The following is a 23,075-nucleotide window of genomic DNA, read 5'->3' as shown; positions in this document are numbered from 1 at the left end:
AATGTGGTCGTTGTCCGCACCGAGGAAGTCGTGCCGAGCAGGCCGCCACGCCAACGTGTCCCTGAGCCAGGGCTGTTGACCGACCTGGCGCCGGCACGGCTCGACAACCAGCCCGTATCGGCCTGAACGGCTGCCCCGGCCTTCACACATCGACCACAATGGAACCCAGCGCCCCGGTCCGGGCGGTTCATCGAAGGGAACGTGTTGAACAGCAGCAAGCACACGGAGCTGGCGAATCACGCCTGGTCCGTCGCCGACCTTCTGCGCGGCGACTACAAGCAGTCCGACTACGGAAAGGTGATTCTTCCGTTCACCGTGCTGCGCCGCCTGGAATGCGTCCTGGAGCCGACCCACGACAAGGTCGCCGAGACGGCCGCCCGCTTCGAGGGCCAGGACATCGACACGGACCACTTCCTGCGCCGGGCGTCGGGCCACTCGTTCTACAACACGAGTCCGCTGACCCTGAAGATGATCGCCGCCGATCCGCAGAACGCGGCGCAGAACCTTCAGGTGTACGTCGGTTCCTTCTCGGACAACGCCCGCGAGGTCCTCGACAAGTACGAGTTCGCGCAGCAGATCCGCAAGCTCGCCAGTGCGAACCTGCTCTACCAGGTCATCGGCAAGTTCACCGACCTGGACCTGCGCCCCGAGACCGTGCCCAACCACAACATGGGTTACATCTTCGAGGAACTGATCCGGCGCTTCGCCGAGCAGTCCAACGAGACGGCGGGTGAGCACTTCACCCCGCGCGAAGTCATCAAGCTGATGGTCAACCTGCTGATCGCCCCGGACGGCGACGCGCTCAGCGTGCCGGGCGTCGTACGCACGGTCATGGACCCGGCCTGCGGTACGGGCGGCATGCTCAGCGCGGCCGAGGAGCACATCAAGGCGCTGAACCCGGACGCCACGGTGGAGGTGTACGGGCAGGAGCTCAACCCGGAGTCCTGGGCGATCTGCCGGTCCGACCTGATGATCAAGGAGCAGGACCCGGAGAACATCGCCTTCGGCAACTCCTTCTCGGACGACGGCCACACGCGGGAGAAGTTCGACTACCTGCTGGCGAACCCGCCGTTCGGCGTGGAGTGGAAGAAGGTCAAGGAGGACGTCGAGTACGAGTACAAGAACCTCGGCGAATCCGGCCGCTTCGGCGCGGGCCTGCCCCGCATCAACGACGGCTCGCTGCTCTTCCTCCAGCACATGATCTCGAAGATGAAGCCGGTGGACGTGCACGGCGGGGGCGGCTCGCGTATCGCCATCGTCTTCAACGGCTCCCCGCTCTTCTCGGGGGCGGCCGGCTCGGGTGAGTCGGAGATCCGTCGGTGGATCCTGGAGAACGACTGGCTGGAGGCGATCGTCGCGCTGCCGGACCAGCTCTTCTACAACACCGGTATCTCGACGTACTTCTGGATCCTGACGAACCGCAAGGATGCTCAGCACAAGGGCAAGGTGGTGTTGCTGGACGCGCGCGACCAGTGGGTGAAGATGCGCAAGTCGCTGGGTGACAAGCGCAAGGAACTGGGCGACGGTACGAATGGCAAGCCCAACCACATCGCCGACATCACGCGCCTGTACGGGGACGCGGTGGCGGCTGCGGCGGACGCGGAACACCCGCTGCACGGCAAGGTGAAGGTCTTCGACAACTCGGCGTTCGGGTATCAGCGGATCACGGTGGATCGACCGTTGAAGCTGCGGTTCGAGCTGACGGAGGAGACGCTTGCGGCGCTGATCTCCTCGAAATCCGTGCAGAAGTGGGCGGAGGAGCGGTTCCTGCCGCGCGAGCCGGAACTGGCGGCGAAGGCGAAGGCCCGCCGGAAACTGACGGACGAGGAGGACGCGCGGTTCCGGGAGTTGGCGGAGGCCGAGACCGCACTGCTCGCGGACGCGCTGCATCCGCTGAAGGACTCGACCTGGGCAACCAAGTCCGAGGCGCAGGTGGCCGTGCGGGACGCGATCGCCGAAGCCGGGCTGCAGGGGCCGACCGGAGCACCGTTCGCGAAGGCGCTGCGGGACACGGTGGGTGTACGGGACCCGGAGGGCGAGGTCCAGAAGATCAAGGGCGAGTCGGAGCCGGACGGCGAACTGCGGGACTACGAGAACGTGCCGCTGGGCGAGGACGTCGAGGAGTACCTGAAGCGGGAGGTACACCCACACGTGCCGGATGCGTGGATCGACCACTCGAAGACGAAGGTGGGGTACGAGATTCCGTTCACGCGGCACTTCTACGTGTACGAGCCGCCGCGGCCACTGGCGGAGATTGATGCGGAACTGAAGGCACTTGAGGCTGAGATCCAAGGGCTGCTGGGCGAGGTGACCGAATGACCTTCGACCTGGCCATCGAATCTGCTACTCGTACCCTCCCACGAACCTGGCGACTGGAACCATTCCGCCGTCACGCCACTCTCGTCGCTGATATGAGATCCGACCGGCCACTACCCCTGCTCTCCCTGGCTTCCACCGGTGTCGTTGCGCCACGCACTGAGGATGGCGGCCTGGGAAAACAAGCTCCTTCAGAGGCCACAATAGAGCGATACTGGGTCACCCAGCCGGGCAACTTGGTCGTTAACCCAATGTGGCTCATCGGCGGCGGCGTTGGAGTATCTGCGGTGAATGGCGCCGTGAGCCCAGACTACCGCGTCTACGATCTCGGGCCTGAGCTATACGCCCCTTACGTACACCACCTCCTGCGGAGCGCGCCTTATCGAGATCAGTACCGGCTGTACACCCGAGCGGACACGACATTCGACCGCAGGGTATCGAAAGAAAACTTTCATCCGATGCCGTTGATCATTCCCCCGTTGGGGGTACAGCGCCGTATCGCCGACTTCCTCGACGTTGAGACCGCCCGCATCGACCACCTTCGCAGTAAGTTCACCCGCCAACGGACACTCCTGAACGAACGGGAACGAACCGCGCTCCCTCTCACCGTCGCAGGAGCCCGGCTCGGGGACGGCAACACTGCCACTGGCCTGGCGTGGCTGCCGGCAATGCATCCCAGCGCGCAACTAGTGCCGCTCCTCAGGCTCCTACAGCTGCAACGAGGCGCCGACCTTTCTGAAGATCAGCGCCGGGAGGGAAACGTACCTGTCATCACGACAGCCGGCCACGCAGGCTGGCACGAAGTAGCTCTTGTCAAAGGGCCAGGCGTCGTCATCGGCCGATACGGGTCAGTGGGTAATGTGCATTGGGTCGAAAATTCCTACTGGCCACACAACACCACTTTGTACGTGAAGAACTTCAATGGGAACGGTCCTCGTTACTGCTATCACGTGCTCCGATCGTTGCCGTATGAAATGGAACAAGCTCGCGCAGCCGTCCCTGGGGTAAATCGAAACGACCTACACCGCCAGAAAATCGCGCTCCTACCCCGGGACCTTCAGACACGCGTTGTAACGCAGTTGGACACCGATGCAGCCGTAGCGGAATCGACTCGACAACGGATCAAACGCGCCGAAGCCTTGCTCGAGGAGCGCCGCCAAGCCCTCATCACCGCCGCCGTAACCGGCCAGTTCGACGTCTCCACCGCCAGCGGCCGCAACGTAACGGACGGAGTGCAGTCATGAGCCCCATCCACGACGAGTCCGCCTTCGGCGGGTCCATCGTCGCGTCCATGACCGAGCGCGGCTGGCGCGAAGCACGCCCCGAGGACTACCAGGCAGACCTCGGCCTGGACACCAACGAGCTGTTCACCTTCCTCGGCGAGAGCCAGATCCACGAGTGGAACGAACTCCTCGCCGTCTACGGCAACGACGTCAACGCCGCCCAGCGCGGCTTCGCACAGCGACTCGACAAGGCGATCAGCGACGACGGCCTCCTCAACGTCCTCCGTAACGGCGTCAAGGACCGGGGCGTCCGTCTCCGCGTGGCCTACTTCAAGCCGAATCTGGTCGCCGACGAATCCGTCCTCGACGGCTACCGGGCCAACCGCCTCACCGTCGTACGCGAACTCGCCTACGCCACCAAGCAGGCCGACTGGAACAACCGCCTCGACCTGACCCTGTTCCTCAACGGAGTCCCCGTTGCCACCGCCGAGTTGAAGAACCCGCTCACCCGGCAGGGCGTCGAGCACGCCAAGGAGCAGTACCGCACCGACCGCGACCCCACCGAGCTGATCTTCACCCGTCGCGTCATCGCGAACTTCGCGGTCGACCCGGACCTCGTCTTCGTCGCGACGCAACTCCGGGGCAAGAACACCCGCTTCCTCCCCTTCAACACCGGCTCCAACGGCGCCGGCCTGCCCGGCGGGGCTGGAAACCCCGCCCCGACCGCGTACGGCACGTACGCCACCTCCTACCTGTGGGAACAGGTCTGGGCGCGGGACAACTGGCTCGACCTGCTCCAGCGTTACGTGCACCAGCAGAAGACCAAGACCCCCGGCGGCGGCACCAGGAAGTCGACGATCTTCCCGCGCTTTCACCAGTGGGACGTGGTCAAGAAGCTGACCACCCACGCCGCAACCCACGGCGTCGGCCAGAACTACCTCGTCATGGCCTCCGCCGGTTCCGGCAAGTCGAACACGATCGGCTGGCTCGCTCACCGCCTGAGCGACCTCCACGCCGACATCGACCCCCGCGCCCTGGACGCCGAAGCCCTGTCGGCCAGACGGATCAAGCCCGGCGTACCGGTCTTCGACAAGGTCATCGTCATCACGGACCGCCGTAACCTCGACGCGCAGCTCCGGGAAACGGTCGGCAGCTTCTCGCTGACCGAGGGCCTGGTCGTGAAAGTGGACGAGAAGCACGGTTCGAAGAGCGAGCAGCTCGCCCGCGCGCTGTCCCGCGACACCGGCAAGATCGTCACGGTCACCCTTCACTCGTTCCCGGCGCTCATCGACTACATCGAGCGCAACCCGACGGAGATCAAGGGCACCAACTTCGCCATAGTCATCGACGAGGCACATTCCTCTCAGTCCGGTGACGCCTCCACCGCCGTCAAGGCTGCGCTGCGGGACCTCGGTCTGGACGCTGACTCGGAGGACCAGGGCGCGAGCGCTGTCACCGTCTACGAGAAGCTGAAGAAGAAGGCCGCGGAGCGCTCACAGGCCGCGAACCTTTCCTACTTCGCGTTCACCGCCACCCCGAAGGCCAAGACCCTCGAACTCTTCGGCACCGAAGACACCGTGGAAGGCAAGGCGGCCTACCGCCCCTTCCACACGTACTCCATGCGGCAGGCCATCGAGGAAGGCTTCATCCTCGACCCGCTCCGCAACTACGTCACGTACAACACGTACTGGAAGCTGGTGAACCAGAACCCGGACGAGCGCGAGGTGGACCCCTCCAAGGGCAACAGCCTGCTCGCCCGGTACGCGCTCACCCACGAGTACACCGTCTCCCAGCACGCCCAGGTGATCGTCGAGCACTTCCTCGCCCACTCCCGGGGCAGGCTCGGCGGGCGCGCCAAGTCCATGGTGGTGACGGCCTCGCGGCACTCCGCCGTGCAGATGGCGCGGGCGATCAAGAGCTACATCAAGGACCGGGAGTACGACACGAAGTACCCGGACCTCGGTGTCCTGGTCGCGTTCTCCGGCTCGCTCACCATCGACGACGAGGAGACGACCGAGCCGAAGGAGAACGGTGGGATCACGGAGAGCGCGCTGCCGAAAGCGTTCGCGTACACCCGTGCCGACGACAAGGCGGTGAGCGCGGGCGGACGGGGGCAGCAGGAGTTCAAGATCCTGGTCGTCGCGGAGAAGTACCAGACCGGCTTCGACCAGCCACTCCTGACCACCATGTACGTCAACAAGAAGCTGACCGGTATCTCCGCCGTGCAGACCCTCTCCCGTCTCAACCGCACCGCCGACCGCAAGAACCAGGCCGACCTCGCGGTCCTGGACTTCGCGAACGAGGCCGAGGACATCCGGGACGCGTTCCGCCCGTACTTCGAGGAGGCCAACACCCTCCCCTCCGACCCGAACCTGCTCTACACCGCGCAGAGCGCGGTCATGTCGGCGCCGATCATCTCCGAATCGGAGATGGACGAGTTCGCCGCCGCGTACTTCGCGGCGAAGGACAAGGCAGCCGGTTCGCAGGCCAAGTGGGAAAAGTTGCACGCCGAGCTGTACCGGCTCCTCTCCCCCGCCGTCGCCCGCTTCACGCCCCTCCTGCAGAGCGAGGAGGACGACGATGTGGAGACGGCGGAGGAGTTCCGCTCGAACCTCAACGACTACGTACGCAAGTACGGCTTCCTCGCGCAGATCGTCCCGTACCGCGACGCCGAGCTGGAACGGCTCCACCTCTACGGCCGCTACCTCCTCAACCGGCTCCCCCGCCGCGCTGACGGTGGCGTCGACATAGGGGAGATCGACCTCAGCCACTTGCGGGTGGAGAAGACCGGCGAGGTGGACATCTCCCTCTCCCCCGAGGGCGCGACCGAACTCCCCGGCTTCGGCGAGGGTGCGGGCGGCGCGGTGGAGGCGGAGAAGTCGCTGCTGTCGGAGCTGATCGAGCAGTTCAACGCCAAGTTCGGTACGGACTTCACCGAGGAAGACGTCCGGAAGCCGTTCAAGAAGACCACGGACGACCCGAAGGTCCGGGCGGCGGCCGTCGTCAACGACGAGGCCAACTTCGGCAAGGTCTTCGACCGGGCCTTCGCCGACAACATGGCCGACCACATCGAGACGACAGCCGGCATAGGGCGCCAGTACTTCGGCCCCGACAAGAGCTTCCGGTCCAACCTGGACCGCAGCGCGCGTCGGGCGGCGTGGCGGATGATCCGCCGCGACGAGGGCGTGGACGAGTAGTCCCCGTACGGACGGGAGGGCCCCGCCGCAACGCCGGTACGGCACGCGGCGTGACCCTCCCGCCTACGTTGCTCAGCAGGCTACGTGGCCGACAAACCCAGCCCACGCGCCAGGGCTAACGGTCAGCACGGGACCACTGACCATCTTCGAGTCCCGGATGTGTACGTGAGTGACAGCGGCAGCGAACTCCACGCACTCGCCGCCGTTGCCAGTGCTGTAGCTGCTCTTACGCCAAGCGACCTCGACACACTCGCCGCCTTCGCCGCTGCTATAGCTGCTTTTGAACCAAGCCGATTCAGGCACGCTCGGCACATCCATCCGGCTCATCATTCTTCTCCCAGGAGTCCCTCGACGACGTCCAGCGATTCACGCGGGGTCAGGGCCTGAGCTCGGATGATCCCATACTGCTCCTCGACATCCCGTACCACCGCCCGGTCGGTATGCAGACGGCTGTCTCGCTGAACCTCAACGTATGCCATCCTCCGCCCGTCGTGTTTCTCGATCAAGGTAAACGGCCCGGCTAGACCGCAGTGCTCCATCCGGTCAGTCGGCATTAACTGGACTTCCACGTTACGTCGATGCCCATGAAGCATGATCTGTTCCAGCTGGCCCTGGAGCACAGCCGGCCCTCCAATAGGCCGTCGCAGCACCGACTCCTCGATGACGAAACTGAGAGTCGGCATGGGTTTGCGAGCGAAGATCGCTTGACGAGCCATACGAGCCGATACACGCTGCTCGATCGTCTCCTCGTCAAGAAGCGGACGGCGCATTGTGAACACAGCGCGTGCGTACGCCTCTGTCTGCAGCAGGCCTGGCACAGCCAGCGCAGCGTAGACGTGAAGGCTTACAGCCTCCGCCTCCAGGCGCGCCATGTCACGGAAGAACGCCGGATACTGGGACCGCGCGACCTCCTCCTTAAGCGCCAGCAACAGTCCCCCGGCGTCCAGCACCTGATCCGCCTTGTCAATGAACCCCGGCTGAGGAATCCGCCGCGCCTGCTCGAACGACGCGACCGACTGCGCCGCGTATCCCACCCGTTTCCCGAATTCCACCCGATCGAGCCCGGCCCGCGTTCGCAACAGCTTCAACTGCCGCCCGAACGCGACCATCACGCCGGATCCCGCCCCGTCCTCCGGTCGCTTCCCGGACTCGGAGCCCGCCCCCGATTCCGTACCCGTACCCGCTTCGTCCTGCGCCATCGCCACCCGCCTGTCCCACGTACGTACACGCCGAACGCCCGCCACGTACAAGCAGCCCGCGACGGCGCGTCACCCCTGGTCACGCTACGCCACCAGACGTCACCGTGGAGCCATGACCAGCAAGCCACCACTCCCCGTACGCCCCATCCGCACCACCCAACCCCGCTCCCCCTGGCACCACTTCACGATGTGCTTCACCGCCACCCCACGCGGCGCCCGCCTCGCCCGACGCCTGGCAGCGGAACGTCTCGACACCTGGGGCATCCCCTACGGCAGCGACGCCCACGACGCGTTGACGCTGGTCGTCTCCGAACTCGGCGCCAACGCCGTGCGCCACGGTCTGGTCCCCGGACGCGACTTCCGCCTCCGGCTGTCCGCCGAAGGCAGGACCGTACGCGTCGAGGTCACCGACACCCGCGGCGAGAGCATCCCCGCCCTCGCCGAACCCTCGGACGAGCTGGAGGGAGGCCGCGGCCTGCTCCTGGTGGCCGCACTCACGGACCGCTGGGGCTGGTATCCGTGCGAGGACGGGCCGGGCAAGACCATCTGGGCCGTGCTGGACGTGGGACCGGCATAGGTCCTCGTGACAACACACACGGTGCCCGTGCACCGGGACGTGGGCGGCCAGGAACGAGGCGAGCGCTGCGGCGGTGGCGTTCTCGGCCCGTACGCGTACGGGGAGGCTGCGGATGCTGCGGGCCAGCAGGAGGCTGTCTCGGGGGCGATCATCTGGCCGAGGCTCTTGCGCCACACCGTCACCGGCGCCAGCAGTTCGGCGTGGCCGATGAGCGCGCCGGCGGCCATGCCGGAGGAGAACGCCAGGGCCTGCTCGCCTTCTTCGAGGTCCGCGAGTTTCGCCTCCAGTGAGCGGATGGTGGGGTTGAGTCCGTAGCGGGTGTAGAGGTTGCCCGCCTTGCGGCCTTCCACCACGTCGAGGAGGCCGGCGGTGGCGTCGAAAACGAACGACGAGTGCCCGTAGAGCGGGGCGTGGATCGCCCCTTGCGGGTCACGGGTCTCGCCCGCGTGCACGCTGCGGGTGCAAGGCCGTGCCGGGGGGTGCCGAACCAGCCGGTCACGTAGGGCGCCGTGGCTGCCGCGACGCGGGGGTCGACCGGCGTGGTGGCGTTGTAGTCGAGGTAGACGGGCCCGTCGGCCAGGGCCGGGTGGGCCGGTGGCGGGCTGCTCGTCATGCCAGGTCTCCGGCGGTCACCGGCATCTCGGCCAGACGCCACTCCAGCATGCCGTCGTTGAGCCGGATCGCCTTGCGGCCCCGCTCGGTCAGCAGCCGCACCGCGTCATAGGCCAGCACGCAGTACTCGCCCCGGCAGTACACGACGATTTCCGCCCCCTCCGGGAGTTCGTTGATCCGCCCGGCGAGCTCTTCGGCCGGGATGGAGACCGCCCCGGGTATGTGCCCGGCCAGATACTCCTCCACCGGCCGCACATCGAGCAGTGCCACTTCGCCGGCCTCTACGCGCGCACGCAGTTGCTCGCGGGTGACCTCCGGCCCTTCCTCGTCGCCGAGGTAGGCGGCACGCGCCGGACCCACGGCCGCCTGATGGGCCTCGGCGACCTTGCGCAGCAGCGCGAACAACTGCGCCACATCGTCGCCGGCCAGCCGGTAGTGAATCCGCACGCCCTCGCGGCGGGTGACGACGAACCCGGCCTGCTTGAGCGTCTGCAGATGAGCCGAGGCGGTCGTCAGGTTCAGCCCGGCCGCCTTCGCCAGGGCGTCGACGGTCCGTTCGCCCTGCGCGAGCAGATCGAGCAGTTCCAGCCTCTTTCCGCTGGCCAGCGCCTTGCCGCTCGCCGCGAACGCGTCATACAGCCGCGCCTTGCTGCTCACCGTGATGGTCTCCGACATGACATCCTCCATAAATCCATGGAATATAGTGAGTATACGGGGGGTGGTGGGTGCCACCCCGGCGCTGCCCCTTTTGGAGGGCACGGTGGGCTTCAACGACGAGAACCTGATACCCCTGGTCGATGAGGGGCTGGGCAACAGCGCCTACCTGGCGGACCTCGGAGATAGCCGGGCGCTGGCGGTCGACGCCACGCGAGACGTACGAGCCCTGCGCGGCGCCGCGGCCAAGCGCCGGCTGACGGTGGTGTTCGCAGCCGACACGCACCTGCACGCCGACTTCCTCACCGGCGCCCTCCAGCTCGCGCACGACGACGGCGCCACCGTGCTGGCCTCCGCCGCCGGCGACCGCACCTTCCCCCACACACCGCTGGCCGACGGGCAGGAGGTGGACCTGGGCGGACTCACCCTGCGGGCGCTGGCGACCCCGGGCCACACCGACGAGCACCTGTCCTACCTGCTGCTGGACGGACGCCGCGAGCTGGGGGTGTTCACCGGCGGCTCGTTGATCGTGGGCTCGGCCGCCCGCACCGACCTGCTCGGGCACGAGCGGGCCGAGGAACTGGCCCGTGCCCAGTACCGCTCCCTGCACCGCCTGGCCACCCTCCCGGACGCCACCGCGGTATGGCCCACCCACGGCGCGGGGTCGTTCTGCTCCGCCCCGCCCGGCGCGGAACGCACCACCACCATCGGCGCCCAGAAGACATCAAACGCCCTCCTCGCCGCGCCCGACGAGGACGCGTTCGTGGCGGCGCTGCTGGGCAGCCTGGGCTCCTACCCCGCCTACTTCTCCCGCCTCGGAGTGATCAACCGGCACGGCCCCGCGCCCATCACCGCCGAACCCGTCCTGCCGGCCCTTTCTCCCGAGCAGGTGCGCGCCCTGATCCGCGAGGGCGCCTGGGTCATCGATGTCCGGCCCGTGGCCGCCTTCGCCGCCGGCCACATCCCCGGCGCGATCTCCATCGCGCTGCGCGACCAGTTCGCCACCTGGCTCGGCTGGATCCTGCCCGACGATGCGCCCTTGGTGTTCGTGGCCGGCCCCGGCCAGGACCTCGCCGAGATCACCTGGCAGGCGGCCAAGATCGGCTACGAGCGCCTCGCCGGGCACCTGGCCGGCGGCATGGCCGCCTGGGCAGCCGACGGCGAACGACAGCAGCGCATCGACCTGCTCGCCCCCGGCCGGATCGCCCACAGGCCCGTTCTGGACGTCCGTCAGACGGCCGAGCACACCGCCGGGCACATCCCCGGCGCGGTCCACATCGAACTCGGTGACCTGACCGCCCGCGCCGACCAGGCCCCGGCCGGCGCCGTGGTCGCCTGCGGGCACGGTGAGCGCGCCATGACCGCCGCCAGCCTCCTGCAACGAGCCGGGCAACATGACCTGGCCGTCCTCGACGGCGGCCCCACCGACTGGGCCGCCGCGCACGGCAAGCCGCTGACCGCCGGCCCCAGCCCCCAGGAGCAGCGGTGACCAGCATGTCGGCCCCGCACCAGCCGCGCCGGCGGCCGGTGCGGCTGGGACTGCGCGAGAACTGGCCCCAGTTCACCCTGCTGGTCATCGTCAACGCCTGCGTCGGCGGCGTCGTCGGCCTGGAACGCACCACCACCCCGCTGATCGGCACCCGCGTCTTCCACCTGACCAACGACCTGGCAGTCTTCGCCTTCATCATCGCCTTCGGCGTCACCAAAGCTCTCACCAACCTCGCTGCGGGCGCCCTGACCGCCCGCTTCCGCCGCAAGCAACTGCTGGTCGCCGGCTGGCTGATCGGCACCCCCGTCCCGTTCGCCCTGGCCTACGCCCCGGGGTGGGACTGGATCGTCGCCGCCAACGTACTGCTCGGCATCAACCAGGGCCTGACCTGGTCGATGACCGTCAACATGAAGATCGACCTCGTCGGCCCGGCCCGCCGCGGCCTGGCCACCGGACTCAACGAGGCCGCCGGCTACACCGCGGTCGGCGCCACCGCCCTGATCACCGGCTACCTGGCCACCGCCTACGGACTGCGCCCCGCCCCCGAACTCATCGGCGTCATCTTCGTCGCCGCCGGTCTCGTCCTGTCCGTACTCCTGGTACGCGACACCGCCGACCACGTCGCCCTGGAGAGTGCCCAGCACCCCAACCCCAGCGGCCGGCCCGAGGAGACCCCGGGCTTCCGAGAGGTGTTCGCCCGTACCTCCTGGCGCGACCGCAGCCTGCGCGGCGGCAGCCAAGCAGGACTGGTCAACAACCTCAACGACGGCCTGACCTGGGGCGTCTTCCCTTTGCTGTTCACCCAGCACGGCCTGAGCATCGCCGCGGTCGGCCTGATCAAGGGCATCTACCCGCTGCTGTGGGGAATCGGCCAGATCGGCACGGGACAACTCGCCGACCGCTACGGCCGCAAACCCCTCATCGTCGCCGGCATGCTCATCCAGGCCGCCGGCTTCGTCCTCGCCCTCGCCCTGATCAGCCACCCGCTCCTGGCCGGCATCGCCTCCGCCATCGCCCTGGGAATCGGCACCGCCATGGTCTACCCGGCCCTGATCGCCGCCGTCAGCGACCACGCCCACCCGGCCTGGCGCGCCAAGGCCCTGGGCGCCTACCGCTTCTGGCGCGACCTCGGCTACGCCCTTGGCGCCCTGGTCGCCGGCATCGTCGCCGAAACCGCCGGGCTGAACGCCGCCGTCATCGCCGCCGCCGCGCTCACCGCCGGCTCCGGCCTGCTCGCCGCCCGCTGGATCACCGAACGCCACCACGCAGGAGTCCGGCCATGAACCGCCTGCCCTGCGCCACCCAGGGCCGCACCGCAACCGCCGTCGCCGGCTGCCACCACTGCGGCGCCGCCATCTGCCAAGACCACGCCCGGACCGACCACACCCCCCCGACCGGCTCCGCCCACGGCCGCACCCGTCGCATCCACTGCACCGACTGCGCCACCGCAGGCGTAGCCGCCGCCGAAACCGAAGCCTGACACCGTCCGGATCAGTCCGGCGCTGCCGGCGGCCGCCGGCAGCCGTGCAGGCGTGGGCGTGGTGGTGGGCCAGAGCCGAGTGCGGGTCGGTGTCGTCGTGGCCGGTGTCCGGGCCAGCGTGTACGAGAGCAGCGGTCAGTCGGGGCATGGCGTGCAGGAGTGTTCGGCGTCGACGGCGATCTGGTGGGCGTCGCGGACACTGAGGTCCCCGGCCACGACGATGGCGACCTCGGCCCGCAGTTGGTGACCGATCCACCGCATCCGCAGTTCACCACGGTTAAGTCTTGACTGTATCAACCTGGGGGTGAATACAGCAGAGGCTTTACTATCTATGGATGGATATCTCCTCGCCGGCGGTCGCGATCGACGTGGCTGCCCTTGAACGCATCGGACTGGCGCTGGCTGACGGCACCCGCAGGCGGCTGCTGCTGAGGCTTCTGGAAGGCCCGGCCTATCCGGCCGATCTCGCCGACCAGCTGGGACTGACCCGGGGCAACGTCTCCAACCACCTGGGGTGCTTGCGCGGATGCGGCCTGGTGCGCAGTGAAGCGGTCGGACGCCGGGCTCTGTACCGGATCTCCGATCCCCGCCTCGCCCACGCACTGGCCGAACTCGCTGCCCTGACCTTGCTGGTGGAACACGGCACCGCCACGGAGCCGGCCGCTCCCGCAGCCGAGCTCGCGGGCGACTGCGTCATCGATTCGGGCTGCTGCCCGCCAGCGCTGGACACCACCGAACCCGACAAGGAAGCGACACGTGGCTGAGCAGAGCACCACCCCCGGCATGCTGTCCCTGACTCCAGCCCGCGTCAGGACTCAGTCGCCCGACACCTGCACAGACGACTGCTGCACGCCTTCGCCGCCCGAGAGCGTGCCGACCGCAATCGACGACTGCTGCGGCCCGGCCGGTCACGCCGGAGAAACGGACGAGTGCGGTGCGCCGGAGCCTGTCCGCGGCGCCGCATGGCTGCGCAGCGCCCGCCGTGCGAAGGTGCTGGCCTGGGCGAGCCTGACCTGGATGACGCTCGAAGGCGCGCTCGGCCTGTTCACCGGTATCCGGGCAGGGTCCATCGGACTGGTCGGGTGGGCGTTGTCGTCGGTCGTCGAGGGACTGGCGAGCGTCATCGTCATCTGGCGTTTCACCGGAGCGCGCACCCACTCCGCCCATGCCGAAGCAACGGCACAGCGCGCGGTGGCGGTCAGCTTCTGGCTGCTGGCCCCCTACGTCGGGGCTCAGTCCGTCGTCGATCTCATGGGCGGCAGTCACCCGTCGACCACCTCGCTGGGCATCGCCCTGACGATCTCCAGCATCGTCCTCATGCCTGCGCTCGGTATCGCCAAACGGAGGCTCGGCAAGCACCTGGACTCCGGGGCGACCGCCGGCGAAGGCGCCCAGAACCTCCTGTGCGCTTACCTCGCGGCCGGTGTCCTGGCAGGTCTGCTGGCCAACACGACGCTCGGCTGGTGGTGGCTCGACCCCATCGCCGGACTCGCCGTCGCGACCATCGCTGTCTTCGACGGCCGCCGCGCCTGGCGCGGCGACGACTGCTGCTGACGCACGACCCCCGGGACCGGTACCTGCCGTCGGCGCACGGATGAGTCTGCGGCCGCAGCAGCCGCTCCCGACTGCAGGCTGTAGCCAGGGCAGCGGAGACCCGGCGCCCTACTCCTCGTCGTCCTCGTCGAGTCCAGCGGCGTCCGGGTCCCGCAGGGGCCGCAGGCCGCCGCCGGCCGGGGTGGAGGCGGTGAAGCTGTAGCGGCCGAGCACATTGAGGTTGCGGTGCAGTGACGCGCCCAGGCGTCGAACGAGCGTCGCCTGGGGATCCGCGTCCCATGGCTTGTTCAAACATCCCCCTGCCCATGCGTGATATCAGCGCTACTCAGCGTATAGACCGCTCAGGAGTGCGTCTACGCACCACGATTTCCCCGGCGGGCGCGACACCCGGCGTGACTGGAAAGTGACGCACCCGGCAAGTCCAGCACGCTGCCGCTGGACTGGAGATCGCCGGACCGGAGAGACTTGCCCCCAGTCAAATCGGGTCGACGCGCCGCAATACGCGTCGGCCCGTACACGCACGCACGGGGGCAATGTGCCACAGCAGCCGCAGCCGATCGCCGGTCGTTACGAACTCCTGGAGGAGATCAACAGCGGCGGCATGGGGGACGTGTGGCGCGGCTACGATGCGGTGCTCGACCGGCCCGTCGCCGTGAAGGTGATCCGCCAGCAGGCCGTCGCGGGCTCCCCGCAGCTGGCAGCGGAGTTCGCCAAGCGGTTCAAGCGGGAGGCGCGGATCACCGCGCGGATCCAGCACCCCGGGGTGCCGCAGGTGTACGACGCGGTGCTCGACGACACGGACACCGCCTACGAGCGGCTGTTCCTCGTCATGGAGCTGGTCGACGGCGTTCCGCTGTCCTCGTACATCCACCCGGAGCACCCGCTACCGGTGAGCTGGGCGGTTGCCGTGGCGGCGCAGGTGGCCACCGTGCTGTCGTACGCGCACGAGGTGCCGGTGATCCACCGAGATCTCAAGCCCAGCAACATCCTGGTCGCCCGCGACGGGACGGTGAAGGTCCTCGACTTCGGCATCGCGGCGATCCTGCGGACCGACGTCACCAAGCTGACGGCGACCGGCAGCCCCATCGGGACCTACCAGTACATGGCGCCGGAGCAGGTACGCGGCGGACGGACCACCCCGCAGACCGATCTGTACGCACTCGGCTGTGTGCTGCACGAACTGCTCAGCGGACGGCTGCTGTTCACGGCCGACAGCGAGTACATGGTGATGCACCAGCACGTCAACGCCGCCCCCATCCCGCTGCGCGAACTGCGCCCCGACGTGCCGGCGGCGCTGGAGGACCTCGTCCTGCACCTGCTGCTCAAGGCGCCGGAGGCACGGCCCGCCGATGTGCAGGAGGTGTATGAGCGGTTGCGGCCTTTCCTGCCGCCGCCCGGGGAGAAGGCCGTGCCGGGCGAGACGGGGCCGGAGGGGGCGCCCGACCCGACGGGAATCTTCCGCAACCCGTACGCACCGCGTGCCCGTGCGGGGGCGGGCAGAGTCGCGGCCACTCCGGGCGGTCCCGATGCCGTGCCTGCCGCGCCCGCGCCCGTACCCGCGCAGCTGCGGGAGGAGATCAACGAGGCGTACGCGCACTCCGACGCGCTGCTGGCGGAGGAGCGGTTTGCGCAGGCCGCCGAGGTGCTGGGCGAGATCATCGAACCCGCAGCCCGCGCTCTCGGATCGGAGAACCGCAAGGTACTTGAGCTGCGCATGCAGCGGGCCGCAATCCGGCTGCTCGGCGCGGACTACCGGGCCGCGCTGCCCGAGTTCGACGCCCTCGCCGACGCGTACGCGCGCACCGGCGGCCCCACCAGCGAGCGAGCGCGCGCCTGCCGCGCCCAGGCTGCCCGCTGCCGCGCCGAGCTCGGCCAGGTCACCGACGCGCTGGCCACGCTGCGGAACGTCCTCGACGTCGTGCGGGCGGTCGACGGTGATGTGAGCGAGGAGGCCGTCGAGTTGCGGCGGGACATCGGGATGCTGCTGCTCGCGCAGGGACAGGCTGCCGAGGTCCACGCGATCCTCGAACCGCTCCACGACGATCTGCGTCTGGTGTTCGGGCCGGATGACGAGATGACCGAAGAGGTCGCCGAGGCGCTGGCCCTGATCCGCCTCGACCTCGACGGGCCGACCGCCTGAACCGCCATATCCCCTTCGCCCGCTCTTCCGGAGAGGCCCCTCATGCCCCACCTCGCGTTCGACATCGGTTTCTGCGCGCAGCTCGGCAAGCTCCAAGGCACCGTGAAGCAGGGGGTGTTCGACGCGTGGGAGAAGTTCGAACGGCTCACCCTTGACCAGCTGTTCAAGGACCCTGGGCTGAAGCTGGAGTCGCTGAAGCGCGCCCGCGATCCGCATATCCGCACCATCCGTGTCGACCAGGGGACGCGGGGCGTCGTCCTCGCGCCGGACAGCGGGGACACCTACGTACTGCTGCGGGTGATGCCGCACGACAAGGCGATCGACTGGGCGATCAAACAGAAGGCCAGTATCAACGCGGTCACCCGGGCGGTGGAGATCCGGGACATCGCGATGCTCGACGAGCTCACCCCGGCGTACGAGCGCATCGCGCCGGCCCCCGACCAGCGGCTGTTCGCGCACGTCTCCGACGGTGACCTGTCCGCGCTCGGCATCGACGGGACCACTCTGCTCCAGGCCCGCGTCCTCACGGACCTGGAGCAGTTGGAGGTCTTCGCGCCGTACTTCCCGCAGGACCAGCGGGAAGTCCTGGAGTACCTGGCGGCGGGCTTCGGCGTGGAGGAGGTGTGGCGGGACGTGGTGTCCGTCAGTCTCGCCAGCGCGCCCGCCGAGGACGCCCCGGTGGACACCACCGACTTCGCGACCGCCATCCAGCGCACCCGTACCCGGATCGCGCTCGTCACGGCATCCGAGGAACTGCGGGACATCCTCGACAAGCCGTTCGCTGCCTGGCGGGTGTTCCTCCATCCCTCGCAGCACAAGGTCGCCTACCGGGCCTCGTACTCCGGGCCCGCCCAGGTCACGGGAGGGCCGGGCACGGGCAAGACAGTCGTGGCCCTGCACCGCGTACGCCATCTGCTGCGGTACCTGCGCGATGGTGAACGCATCCTGCTGACCACGTACACCAACGCTCTCGTCGCCGCTCTGCGCGCCGGACTTGCCGCACTGGTCGAGGACGAGTCGCTGCGCGACCGGGTGGACATCATGACCGTCGATGCGTTCGCCGCCCGCGTCGTGTCGACCTCGCGGCGGCCGCTGCGCGGGGGCGAGGAGGAGGCACGCTGGGTGCAGGCCGCGAAGGCCACCGGGTTCACCGGCACCCCGCAGTTCCTCGGCCAGGAGTACAAGCACGTCGTCCTCGCGCAGAATCTGCGGACTCTGGACGCGTACAAGGAGTGCGAGCGGCGCGGACGCGGCAGCGCACTGCCCACATCGGCCCGCGAGTTGGCGTGGCGCACGATCGAGGAGTTCACCGGCCGGCTCACCGTCGACGGGCTCCGTACCTACCTCGGTACCTGCGCCGAGGCAGCGGATCTACTGGAGTACGGCGGGGCGCGTTACCGGCACGTCGTCGTCGACGAGGCACAGGACCTGCACCCAGCGCAGTGGCGGCTGTTGCGCACGGCCGCCCCGGTCAGTCCAGATGACCTGTTCATCGCGGGCGACCCGCACCAGCGCATCTACGACTCGAAGGTGTCCCTGAAGGCGGTCGGGATCAGGGTCGCGGGCCGCTCGACGAAGATGCGCAGGAACTACCGCTCGACGCACGAGATCCTCAGCTGGTCCACCGCACTCCTCGTCGGCCGCCCCTTCGAGCAACTCGCCGACGACGCCCGAAACGAAACCTTGCTCGGCTACCGCTCGTCCCTGCACGGCAGCGGGCCCGAAGCGTACGGCGCGGACACCGAGGACGCTGAACTGGACGCGCTGGTACAGCGGGTCCGCGGCTGGCTCGACAGCGGAATCGCCCCGGGCGAGATCGGGGTGAGTGCCCGGTTCAACAAGAACTGCGACCACGCGGCGGAGCGGCTCAGGGCAGCGGGCGTCCCCGCGATCCGCCTGCGGGGTGACGCCCCGTCGGACGGGGAAGCCGTGCAGGTCGGTACGATGCACTCGTTCAAGGGGCTGGAGTACCGGTGCGTCGCGGTCATCGGGGTGAGCGACGGCGCCCTGCCGTACGCGAGAGCCGTTACCCCGGCCGATGTCGACCGCCTCCAGCACGAGACGGATCTCCTTGCGGAACGCTGCCTGCTGTTCGTCGCTTGTACGCGGGCACGGGACGGGCTGTACGTGTCGTGGTCGGGCCAGCCGAGTGAGTTCCTGGTGGAGGCCGGGGTCTGAAGTCTCCCGAAGACGGCCCGACCGTCACCGGGCGCCGGCCCCCGGCCTCAGCCTGCCGGCCCTTCTGTCGTGCCACCCAACGTGACGACGAAGGGGTCGTCCGGGTTGGCTCCCGCCTCGACCGCGCCTCACGGGGACAGTTGTCGAGCGTGTGAAAACAGACCCAGCGCTGGGAGAGCCCCACCGCATCGCTGCGAGTTCCTCGGACGTACCGTTCTGGGCATCGGTCTTCACAGCGGACGCTGTCCGTTGGTTCCCGAAGACCGCCGCTGACCACGGTGGCAGGCCGGCTGACGACTTCGCTGGCGAGCGACGCCTACGAGCTTCGTGCCGGTCGTCCATATCACGGCAATCATGCCGGACGGCAGCTTGCGCACTCCCCTGCGAAGTCGGCCGACCTTGAGGAATCATGCTGTTCATGGCTCAGCTCGAAGCACGCGAAGTTCCGCTCCACAAGGTCTTCTGCAGCGACTACGACTTCCGGATCCCTGACTACCAGCGCCCCTACGCGTGGGAGACCGAGCAGGCGGAGCAGTTGCTTGCCGACCTGGAAGAAGCCCTTTTTCGTGGCAACGGGGAGCCTTACTTCCTCGGTTCCCTGGTGCTCGTCAAGGACAGCCGTACCGCTGATGCGGACGTCATCGACGGTCAGCAGCGGTTGACGACTTTGACCATCCTGCTGGCCGTGTTACGCGACCTGGCACAGCAGCCCGACGTGGTGACCAACCTGGTGGCGATGATCGCCGAACCGGGGAACACTGTCCTGGGGCTGAAAGCCAAACCCCGGCTGACTCTGCGTCCCCGGGACGCCGACTTCTTCCGCCAGTACATTCAGACCCTGGGATCCATCGAGAAGCTCTTGGACCTCAATCCGCACACGCTGAAGACTGACGCACAAAGGGCGCTCCAGGCCAATGCAAGGGTGCTGCATGCAAAGCTGACAACCCGCACGGACGAGCAACGCCTCGCGCTGTGCACTCTGATGGGTGTCCAGACGTTCCTCGTCGCGGTCAGTACCCCTGACCTGGACAGTGCCCACCGGATCTTCAGCGTGATGAACTCCAGGGGCCTGGATCTGTCACCTGCGGACATTTTCAAGGCGCACGTCATCGGAGACATCGACGACGACGCATCGGAGACCTACGCCACTCGGTGGGAGGATGCAGAGGAAAGCCTCGGCCGTGATGACTTTTCGGACTTGTTTCTCCATATCCGCATGATCTTCTCCGGCGAGCGCGCCCGGCAGGAGTTGCTCAAGGAGTTCCAGACGCAGGTCCTGGACCACTACAAGCGCGGACGGGGGAAGGATTTCGTCGACGACGTCCTCGTCCCGTACGCCGAGGGTTTCGCTGTGATCCGCGATCAGAGATACTCGGCCGGCGATGGCTCGGATGAGGTCAACCTGTGGTTTCGGCGGCTCCTGCAACTGGACAACAACGACTGGTGGCCCGCTGCCCTGTGGGCACTGCGTCACCATGGGGACGATCCGGAATGGCTGTGTTCCTTCTTCGGTTCGCTCGAGCGCCTGGCTGCGAGCATGTTCATCCGTCGCGTGTACACCACTCCTCGCGTACAACGCTTCGCCGAACTCCTCAAGGAACTGTCGGCCTCCACGGGCCTTGGCTCCCCTTCTCTCCAACTGACCGAGCGCGAACGGGCCGAGACCCTTCATCGCCTTGACGGTGACGTCTACTACGAGACCAGAACGCGTCGGTACATCCTGTTGCGGCTTGACGAGTTGGTGGCCGAGAAGGATGTCATGGCTACGTACGACGCTCCGCGCATCACGGTCGAGCATGTACTTCCGCAGAATCCGGGGCCTGGGTCACAGTGGCTGGCCGACTTCACCGTGAACGAGCGCGCTCAGTGGACACACAGGCTGGCCAATCTGGTTCTGCTCAGCCGGACAAAGAACTCGCAGGCCCAGAACCTCGACTTCGCCGTCAAGAAAGAGAAGTACCTCAAGCGGGGCGTTGTCACTTTTCCCCTGACGACCCAGGTACTGGGACAGGACACCTGGACACCTGTACTGCTTGAGAAGCGGCAGTCCGAGCTGCTCGGCTTGCTCACCTCGGAGTGGCGGCTGTAACCAGGCGTGCCGTCATCGCGCTTGTAGGGGCCATCGGTAGGTTCGCGCACATCGCCTGACGGGGCGTCTGACCCAACACCAGATGGACACGTTTCCCGGTGACCTCAGCCACGCTGTCCGCGCCCCGGAAAGAAGCGCTCTCCAGGCCGCGGATGGTGCGGTGGTTCGGGCAGGTGAGGGCCGTCCGGCTCGTTCAGCTATGGAGAAACTCCAGGAGGTCCTGGTTGAACCTCTCCTTGTCACCGGGGACGAGCGCGATGCCGTGGGAGCCGCCCTCGTACACCTTGAGCATCGCGTTCGGGATGATCTCCGCACTCTTGCGGGCGGTGGCGTCGATGGGAACGATCTGATCGTCGTCGCCGTGGACGACGAGCGTGGGGATGTCGAACTTCTTGAGGTCGTGGTAAAAGTCCGTCGAGGCGAAGGCGTCCACGCAGTCGACTCCTCCCTCGATGGTCTGGGCCATTCCCATGGACCAGAAGGCGTCCTTGTTACCCTGGGTGACCTGGTGGCCGTCCCGGTTCGCACCGAAGAAGCCGACGGCCATGTCCTTCCAGAACTGCGAGCGCTCCGCGAGGATGCCGCTCTTGATGTCGTCGAAGACGCTCTGTGGCACGCCCTCAGGGTTGCCGGGGCCCTGGAGCATCAGGGGCGTGATGGCGGAGAGCAGTACGGCGGACCGGAGCCGGCCGGTGCCATGGCGGCCGATGTAGCGGGCCAGTTCGCCGCCGCCCATCGAGTGGGCGACCAAGGTGACGTCGCGCAGGTCGAGTTCGGTGAGGAGATCGTTGAGGTCGTCGGCGAAGGTGTCGAAGTCGTAGCCGTTGTACACCGGCGTGGAGCGTCCGTGGCCGCGTCGGTCGTGCGCGATGCCGCGGAAACCGGCATCGGCGACGGCCTTGAGCTGGTCCTGCCAGGCGTCGCCGTTGAGCGGCCAGCCGTGGAGGAAGACCACGGGGCGGCCCTGTCCCCAGTCCTTGTAGAAGATCTCGACACCGTCGCGTGTGGCAACCGTAGGCATGTGATCGTCCTTCCGTAAGGGTGGTCCCCACCGTACGAGGGCAGTCGCAGACTGTGAGTATTTCCCACCTCGTCCGAGCCGGCCTGTCGGAGAACGAGGGCCGGTTCGTACGGCCGAAAGCTTCCGGATCGTCGTCGACCACGACGAACCGCCCCTGAAGAACGCGGACACCTTGGTGATCGCCACCCAGGAGCCATCGGAGCACCTGGGCCGCCACCCACTGGGGATCCGCCCCCACTCCCCGGCCGCTGGTCCACGACCCGTCCGGCTTCCGGCGCTCCCGGGCCTGGACACTCTTGGCTTGCGACTTCTTCGAGCGCCTGATCCCCCTACGCCGCGAGCGTGTCCAGGATCTCCGCGACCGGGATGGGATCCATAGGGCCGATGTGTGACGCCCCGGGAAAATCGTGCACGCGGAAGCTGTTGCCGGGCGTGAACGCGTCGGCTTCCGCGATCATTCTGTCCTGGAGTGCGGTGGCGATCGTCCGGTCCCTGCCGAAACGCAGATAGGTGCGGGGAAGGCGTCCCCAGCTGCCGGCCCGGCCGACCGCTCGGCCCGCATAAGCGGCGACGGGCTCGTCGGTCTGCAGGCCGGCCAGTACCCGGCGGAATTCGGCGTCGGGGTAGTCCGCGCAGATCATCTCCTTCAGGAGGGCCAGCTCACGGCTGTCACCTGTCCGGAAGTTCAGTCGTAGTACACCGAGCCGGTCCGGGTCACCCACCGTCAGCTCGACCGGGCTGACGGCGTTCGCGTTCTCGGGCGCCGCCGTGCAGGCGTCCGCTGTGGGCAGGACACGGCTGGGACAGAAGGCCGCCATGTAGCAAATGTGGTGCAGCAGATGCGGGACGGCATCGCCGACACGGCTGACGGATACGCCACCCAGGCTGTGCCCGACCAGCACCACCGGGCCGTTCCGTGCCGCCCGCCGCACGATGCCCGTGACGCGCGCCTCATAGTCCTCCAGCCCGAGGCCCTTCAGCGGGGAAAGCTCGGCCGCCATCGCTTTCAGGTCCTGCCGCTGATACGACTCCGGCACGAAAGCCTCCGCGCCATGCCGCGGCTGGTCCACCATGACGACGCGGTGACCGCGCAGCGTCAGCTCACGCGCGATCGGCATCCAGAACGCGCCGGCGCTGTGGGTACCGTGCACCAGCACATAAGTGGTGAGCCCGCGACGCGGGTCCGCTGCGGCCGGCGAGCTTCCCAGCCCGGTGGCCAATGCCACGCCCCCCACCGCGAGTCCCAGCCCACGCAATGCCGTCCGCCGGGTGGCACCTGATCGTTCTTCGTTCGTCGCATTCATCATGAGCACGACGCTATGAGAGGCCCACTCGGCCCGCCAGCG

Annotated in this window: 18 protein-coding genes and 2 pseudogenes; 12 read left to right on the top strand and 8 right to left on the bottom strand. The window is 67.9% G+C overall.

Annotated features, from left to right (window positions below):
* Positions 1 to 204: 204 nt before the first annotated feature.
* Genes AB0M87_RS21190 through AB0M87_RS21180 form a run of 3 tightly spaced genes read left to right on the top strand, consistent with a single transcriptional unit; the run spans position 205 to position 6,736 of the window.
* Positions 205 to 2,319 carry a class I SAM-dependent DNA methyltransferase gene (locus tag AB0M87_RS21190; RefSeq protein WP_365855103.1) on the top strand — a complete coding sequence of 705 codons (2,115 nt, stop codon included), beginning with the start codon at positions 205 to 207 and terminating at the stop codon, positions 2,317 to 2,319.
* Positions 2,316 to 3,560 carry a hypothetical protein gene (locus tag AB0M87_RS21185; RefSeq protein WP_365855101.1) on the top strand — a complete coding sequence of 415 codons (1,245 nt, stop codon included), beginning with the start codon at positions 2,316 to 2,318 and terminating at the stop codon, positions 3,558 to 3,560. The genes AB0M87_RS21190 and AB0M87_RS21185 overlap by 4 nt, the downstream gene beginning before the upstream one ends.
* A complete protein-coding gene (locus AB0M87_RS21180; protein WP_365855099.1) occupies positions 3,557 to 6,736 on the top strand; it encodes a type I restriction endonuclease in 3,180 nt (1,059 codons plus the stop codon). The genes AB0M87_RS21185 and AB0M87_RS21180 overlap by 4 nt, the downstream gene beginning before the upstream one ends.
* A gap of 72 nt (positions 6,737 to 6,808) precedes the next feature.
* On the opposite strand, the gene AB0M87_RS21175 is transcribed toward AB0M87_RS21180, so the two are convergent.
* A complete protein-coding gene (locus AB0M87_RS21175) occupies positions 6,809 to 7,054 on the bottom strand; it encodes a DUF397 domain-containing protein (protein ID WP_365855097.1) in 246 nt (81 codons plus the stop codon).
* A gap of 8 nt (positions 7,055 to 7,062) precedes the next feature.
* Positions 7,063 to 7,935, bottom strand: coding sequence for a helix-turn-helix transcriptional regulator (locus AB0M87_RS21170; protein WP_365855095.1), 873 nt, complete (start codon positions 7,933 to 7,935; stop codon positions 7,063 to 7,065).
* A gap of 112 nt (positions 7,936 to 8,047) precedes the next feature.
* On the opposite strand from AB0M87_RS21170, the gene AB0M87_RS21165 reads away from it, so the two are divergent.
* Complete coding sequence (locus AB0M87_RS21165) at positions 8,048 to 8,512, top strand: ATP-binding protein (protein ID WP_365855093.1); 465 nt, start codon at positions 8,048 to 8,050, stop codon at positions 8,510 to 8,512.
* 275 nt (positions 8,513 to 8,787) lie between these two features.
* Here AB0M87_RS21165 and AB0M87_RS21160 read toward each other — a convergent pair.
* Positions 8,788 to 8,964: pseudogene (locus AB0M87_RS21160) on the bottom strand (bifunctional O-acetylhomoserine aminocarboxypropyltransferase/cysteine synthase); the annotation flags it as partial.
* 157 nt (positions 8,965 to 9,121) lie between these two features.
* Positions 9,122 to 9,799: a metalloregulator ArsR/SmtB family transcription factor gene (locus tag AB0M87_RS21155; protein WP_365855091.1), complete on the bottom strand. Its 678-nt coding sequence runs from the start codon at positions 9,797 to 9,799 to the stop codon at positions 9,122 to 9,124.
* A 46-nt stretch (positions 9,800 to 9,845) separates the two neighbouring features.
* Between AB0M87_RS21155 and AB0M87_RS21150 the strand changes: the two genes are divergently transcribed.
* The 3 genes from AB0M87_RS21150 to AB0M87_RS21140 are packed head-to-tail and all read left to right on the top strand — an operon-like array spanning position 9,846 to position 12,747.
* Entirely contained in the window at positions 9,846 to 11,267 is a 1,422-nt protein-coding gene (locus tag AB0M87_RS21150) for an MBL fold metallo-hydrolase (protein WP_365855089.1), read from the top strand.
* Positions 11,268 to 11,272: 5 nt separating this feature from the next.
* On the top strand, positions 11,273 to 12,550 hold the full coding sequence (locus AB0M87_RS21145; protein WP_365855412.1) for an MFS transporter: 1,278 nt from the start codon (positions 11,273 to 11,275) through the stop codon (positions 12,548 to 12,550).
* Positions 12,547 to 12,747, top strand: coding sequence for a hypothetical protein (locus tag AB0M87_RS21140; protein WP_365855087.1), 201 nt, complete (start codon positions 12,547 to 12,549; stop codon positions 12,745 to 12,747). Before AB0M87_RS21145 ends, AB0M87_RS21140 begins: the two co-directional genes overlap by 4 nt.
* 61 nt (positions 12,748 to 12,808) lie before the next feature.
* On the opposite strand, the pseudogene AB0M87_RS21135 reads toward AB0M87_RS21140, so the two are convergent.
* Positions 12,809 to 13,020: pseudogene (locus tag AB0M87_RS21135) on the bottom strand (cation transporter dimerization domain-containing protein); the annotation flags it as partial.
* Between the two features lie 62 nt (positions 13,021 to 13,082).
* Between AB0M87_RS21135 and AB0M87_RS21130 the strand changes: the two are divergent.
* Positions 13,083 to 13,511 (top strand): metalloregulator ArsR/SmtB family transcription factor, encoded by a 429-nt coding sequence (locus AB0M87_RS21130; RefSeq protein WP_365855085.1) that lies wholly within the window; start codon positions 13,083 to 13,085, stop codon positions 13,509 to 13,511.
* Complete coding sequence (locus AB0M87_RS21125; RefSeq protein ID WP_365855083.1) at positions 13,504 to 14,301, top strand: cation transporter; 798 nt, start codon at positions 13,504 to 13,506, stop codon at positions 14,299 to 14,301. Before AB0M87_RS21130 ends, AB0M87_RS21125 begins: the two co-directional genes overlap by 8 nt.
* 108 nt (positions 14,302 to 14,409) lie before the next feature.
* Here AB0M87_RS21125 and AB0M87_RS21120 read toward each other — a convergent pair whose 3' ends face one another.
* Positions 14,410 to 14,592 (bottom strand): hypothetical protein, encoded by a 183-nt coding sequence (locus AB0M87_RS21120; protein ID WP_365855081.1) that lies wholly within the window; start codon positions 14,590 to 14,592, stop codon positions 14,410 to 14,412.
* Positions 14,593 to 14,836: 244 nt separating this feature from the next.
* Here AB0M87_RS21120 and AB0M87_RS21115 point away from each other — a divergent pair, with 244 nt between their 5' ends.
* The 3 genes from AB0M87_RS21115 (at position 14,837) to AB0M87_RS21105 (ending at position 20,708) form a co-directional block, all read left to right on the top strand.
* Positions 14,837 to 16,441 (top strand): serine/threonine-protein kinase, encoded by a 1,605-nt coding sequence (locus AB0M87_RS21115; RefSeq protein ID WP_365855078.1) that lies wholly within the window; start codon positions 14,837 to 14,839, stop codon positions 16,439 to 16,441.
* Between the two features lie 42 nt (positions 16,442 to 16,483).
* Positions 16,484 to 18,619 carry a UvrD-helicase domain-containing protein gene (locus tag AB0M87_RS21110; protein WP_365855076.1) on the top strand — a complete coding sequence of 712 codons (2,136 nt, stop codon included), beginning with the start codon at positions 16,484 to 16,486 and terminating at the stop codon, positions 18,617 to 18,619.
* Between the two features lie 418 nt (positions 18,620 to 19,037).
* Positions 19,038 to 20,708, top strand: coding sequence for a DUF262 domain-containing protein (locus AB0M87_RS21105; RefSeq protein ID WP_365855074.1), 1,671 nt, complete (start codon positions 19,038 to 19,040; stop codon positions 20,706 to 20,708).
* A gap of 193 nt (positions 20,709 to 20,901) precedes the next feature.
* Here the strand turns inward: AB0M87_RS21105 and AB0M87_RS21100 are convergent, their stop codons facing one another.
* Positions 20,902 to 21,729 (bottom strand): alpha/beta hydrolase, encoded by an 828-nt coding sequence (locus AB0M87_RS21100; RefSeq protein WP_365855072.1) that lies wholly within the window; start codon positions 21,727 to 21,729, stop codon positions 20,902 to 20,904.
* A gap of 329 nt (positions 21,730 to 22,058) precedes the next feature.
* Positions 22,059 to 22,964, bottom strand: coding sequence for an alpha/beta hydrolase (locus AB0M87_RS21095; protein ID WP_365855410.1), 906 nt, complete (start codon positions 22,962 to 22,964; stop codon positions 22,059 to 22,061).
* Positions 22,965 to 23,075: the final 111 nt, after the last annotated feature.

Origin of the sequence: Streptomyces sp. NPDC051320 (assembly GCF_040682175.1) — a bacterium.
Lineage (GTDB): Bacteria > Actinomycetota > Actinomycetes > Streptomycetales > Streptomycetaceae > Streptomyces.
The sequence above is the reverse complement of the archived record's forward strand: the minus strand, read 5'-3'. Positions and strand labels throughout refer to the sequence as shown.

Coding starts and splice junctions, on each gene's coding strand:
- AB0M87_RS21155 (WP_365855091.1), bottom strand. CDS start 9,799: ATGTCGGAGACCATCACGGTGAGCAGCAAGGCGCGGCTGTATGACGCG.
- AB0M87_RS21175 (WP_365855097.1), bottom strand. CDS start 7,054: ATGGATGTGCCGAGCGTGCCTGAATCGGCTTGGTTCAAAAGCAGCTAT.
- AB0M87_RS21185 (WP_365855101.1), top strand. CDS start 2,316: ATGACCTTCGACCTGGCCATCGAATCTGCTACTCGTACCCTCCCACGA.
- AB0M87_RS21165 (WP_365855093.1), top strand. CDS start 8,048: ATGACCAGCAAGCCACCACTCCCCGTACGCCCCATCCGCACCACCCAA.
- AB0M87_RS21130 (WP_365855085.1), top strand. CDS start 13,083: ATGGATATCTCCTCGCCGGCGGTCGCGATCGACGTGGCTGCCCTTGAA.
- AB0M87_RS21140 (WP_365855087.1), top strand. CDS start 12,547: ATGAACCGCCTGCCCTGCGCCACCCAGGGCCGCACCGCAACCGCCGTC.
- AB0M87_RS21170 (WP_365855095.1), bottom strand. CDS start 7,935: ATGGCGCAGGACGAAGCGGGTACGGGTACGGAATCGGGGGCGGGCTCC.
- AB0M87_RS21145 (WP_365855412.1), top strand. CDS start 11,273: ATGTCGGCCCCGCACCAGCCGCGCCGGCGGCCGGTGCGGCTGGGACTG.
- AB0M87_RS21105 (WP_365855074.1), top strand. CDS start 19,038: ATGGCTCAGCTCGAAGCACGCGAAGTTCCGCTCCACAAGGTCTTCTGC.
- AB0M87_RS21100 (WP_365855072.1), bottom strand. CDS start 21,729: ATGCCTACGGTTGCCACACGCGACGGTGTCGAGATCTTCTACAAGGAC.
- AB0M87_RS21110 (WP_365855076.1), top strand. CDS start 16,484: ATGCCCCACCTCGCGTTCGACATCGGTTTCTGCGCGCAGCTCGGCAAG.
- AB0M87_RS21180 (WP_365855099.1), top strand. CDS start 3,557: ATGAGCCCCATCCACGACGAGTCCGCCTTCGGCGGGTCCATCGTCGCG.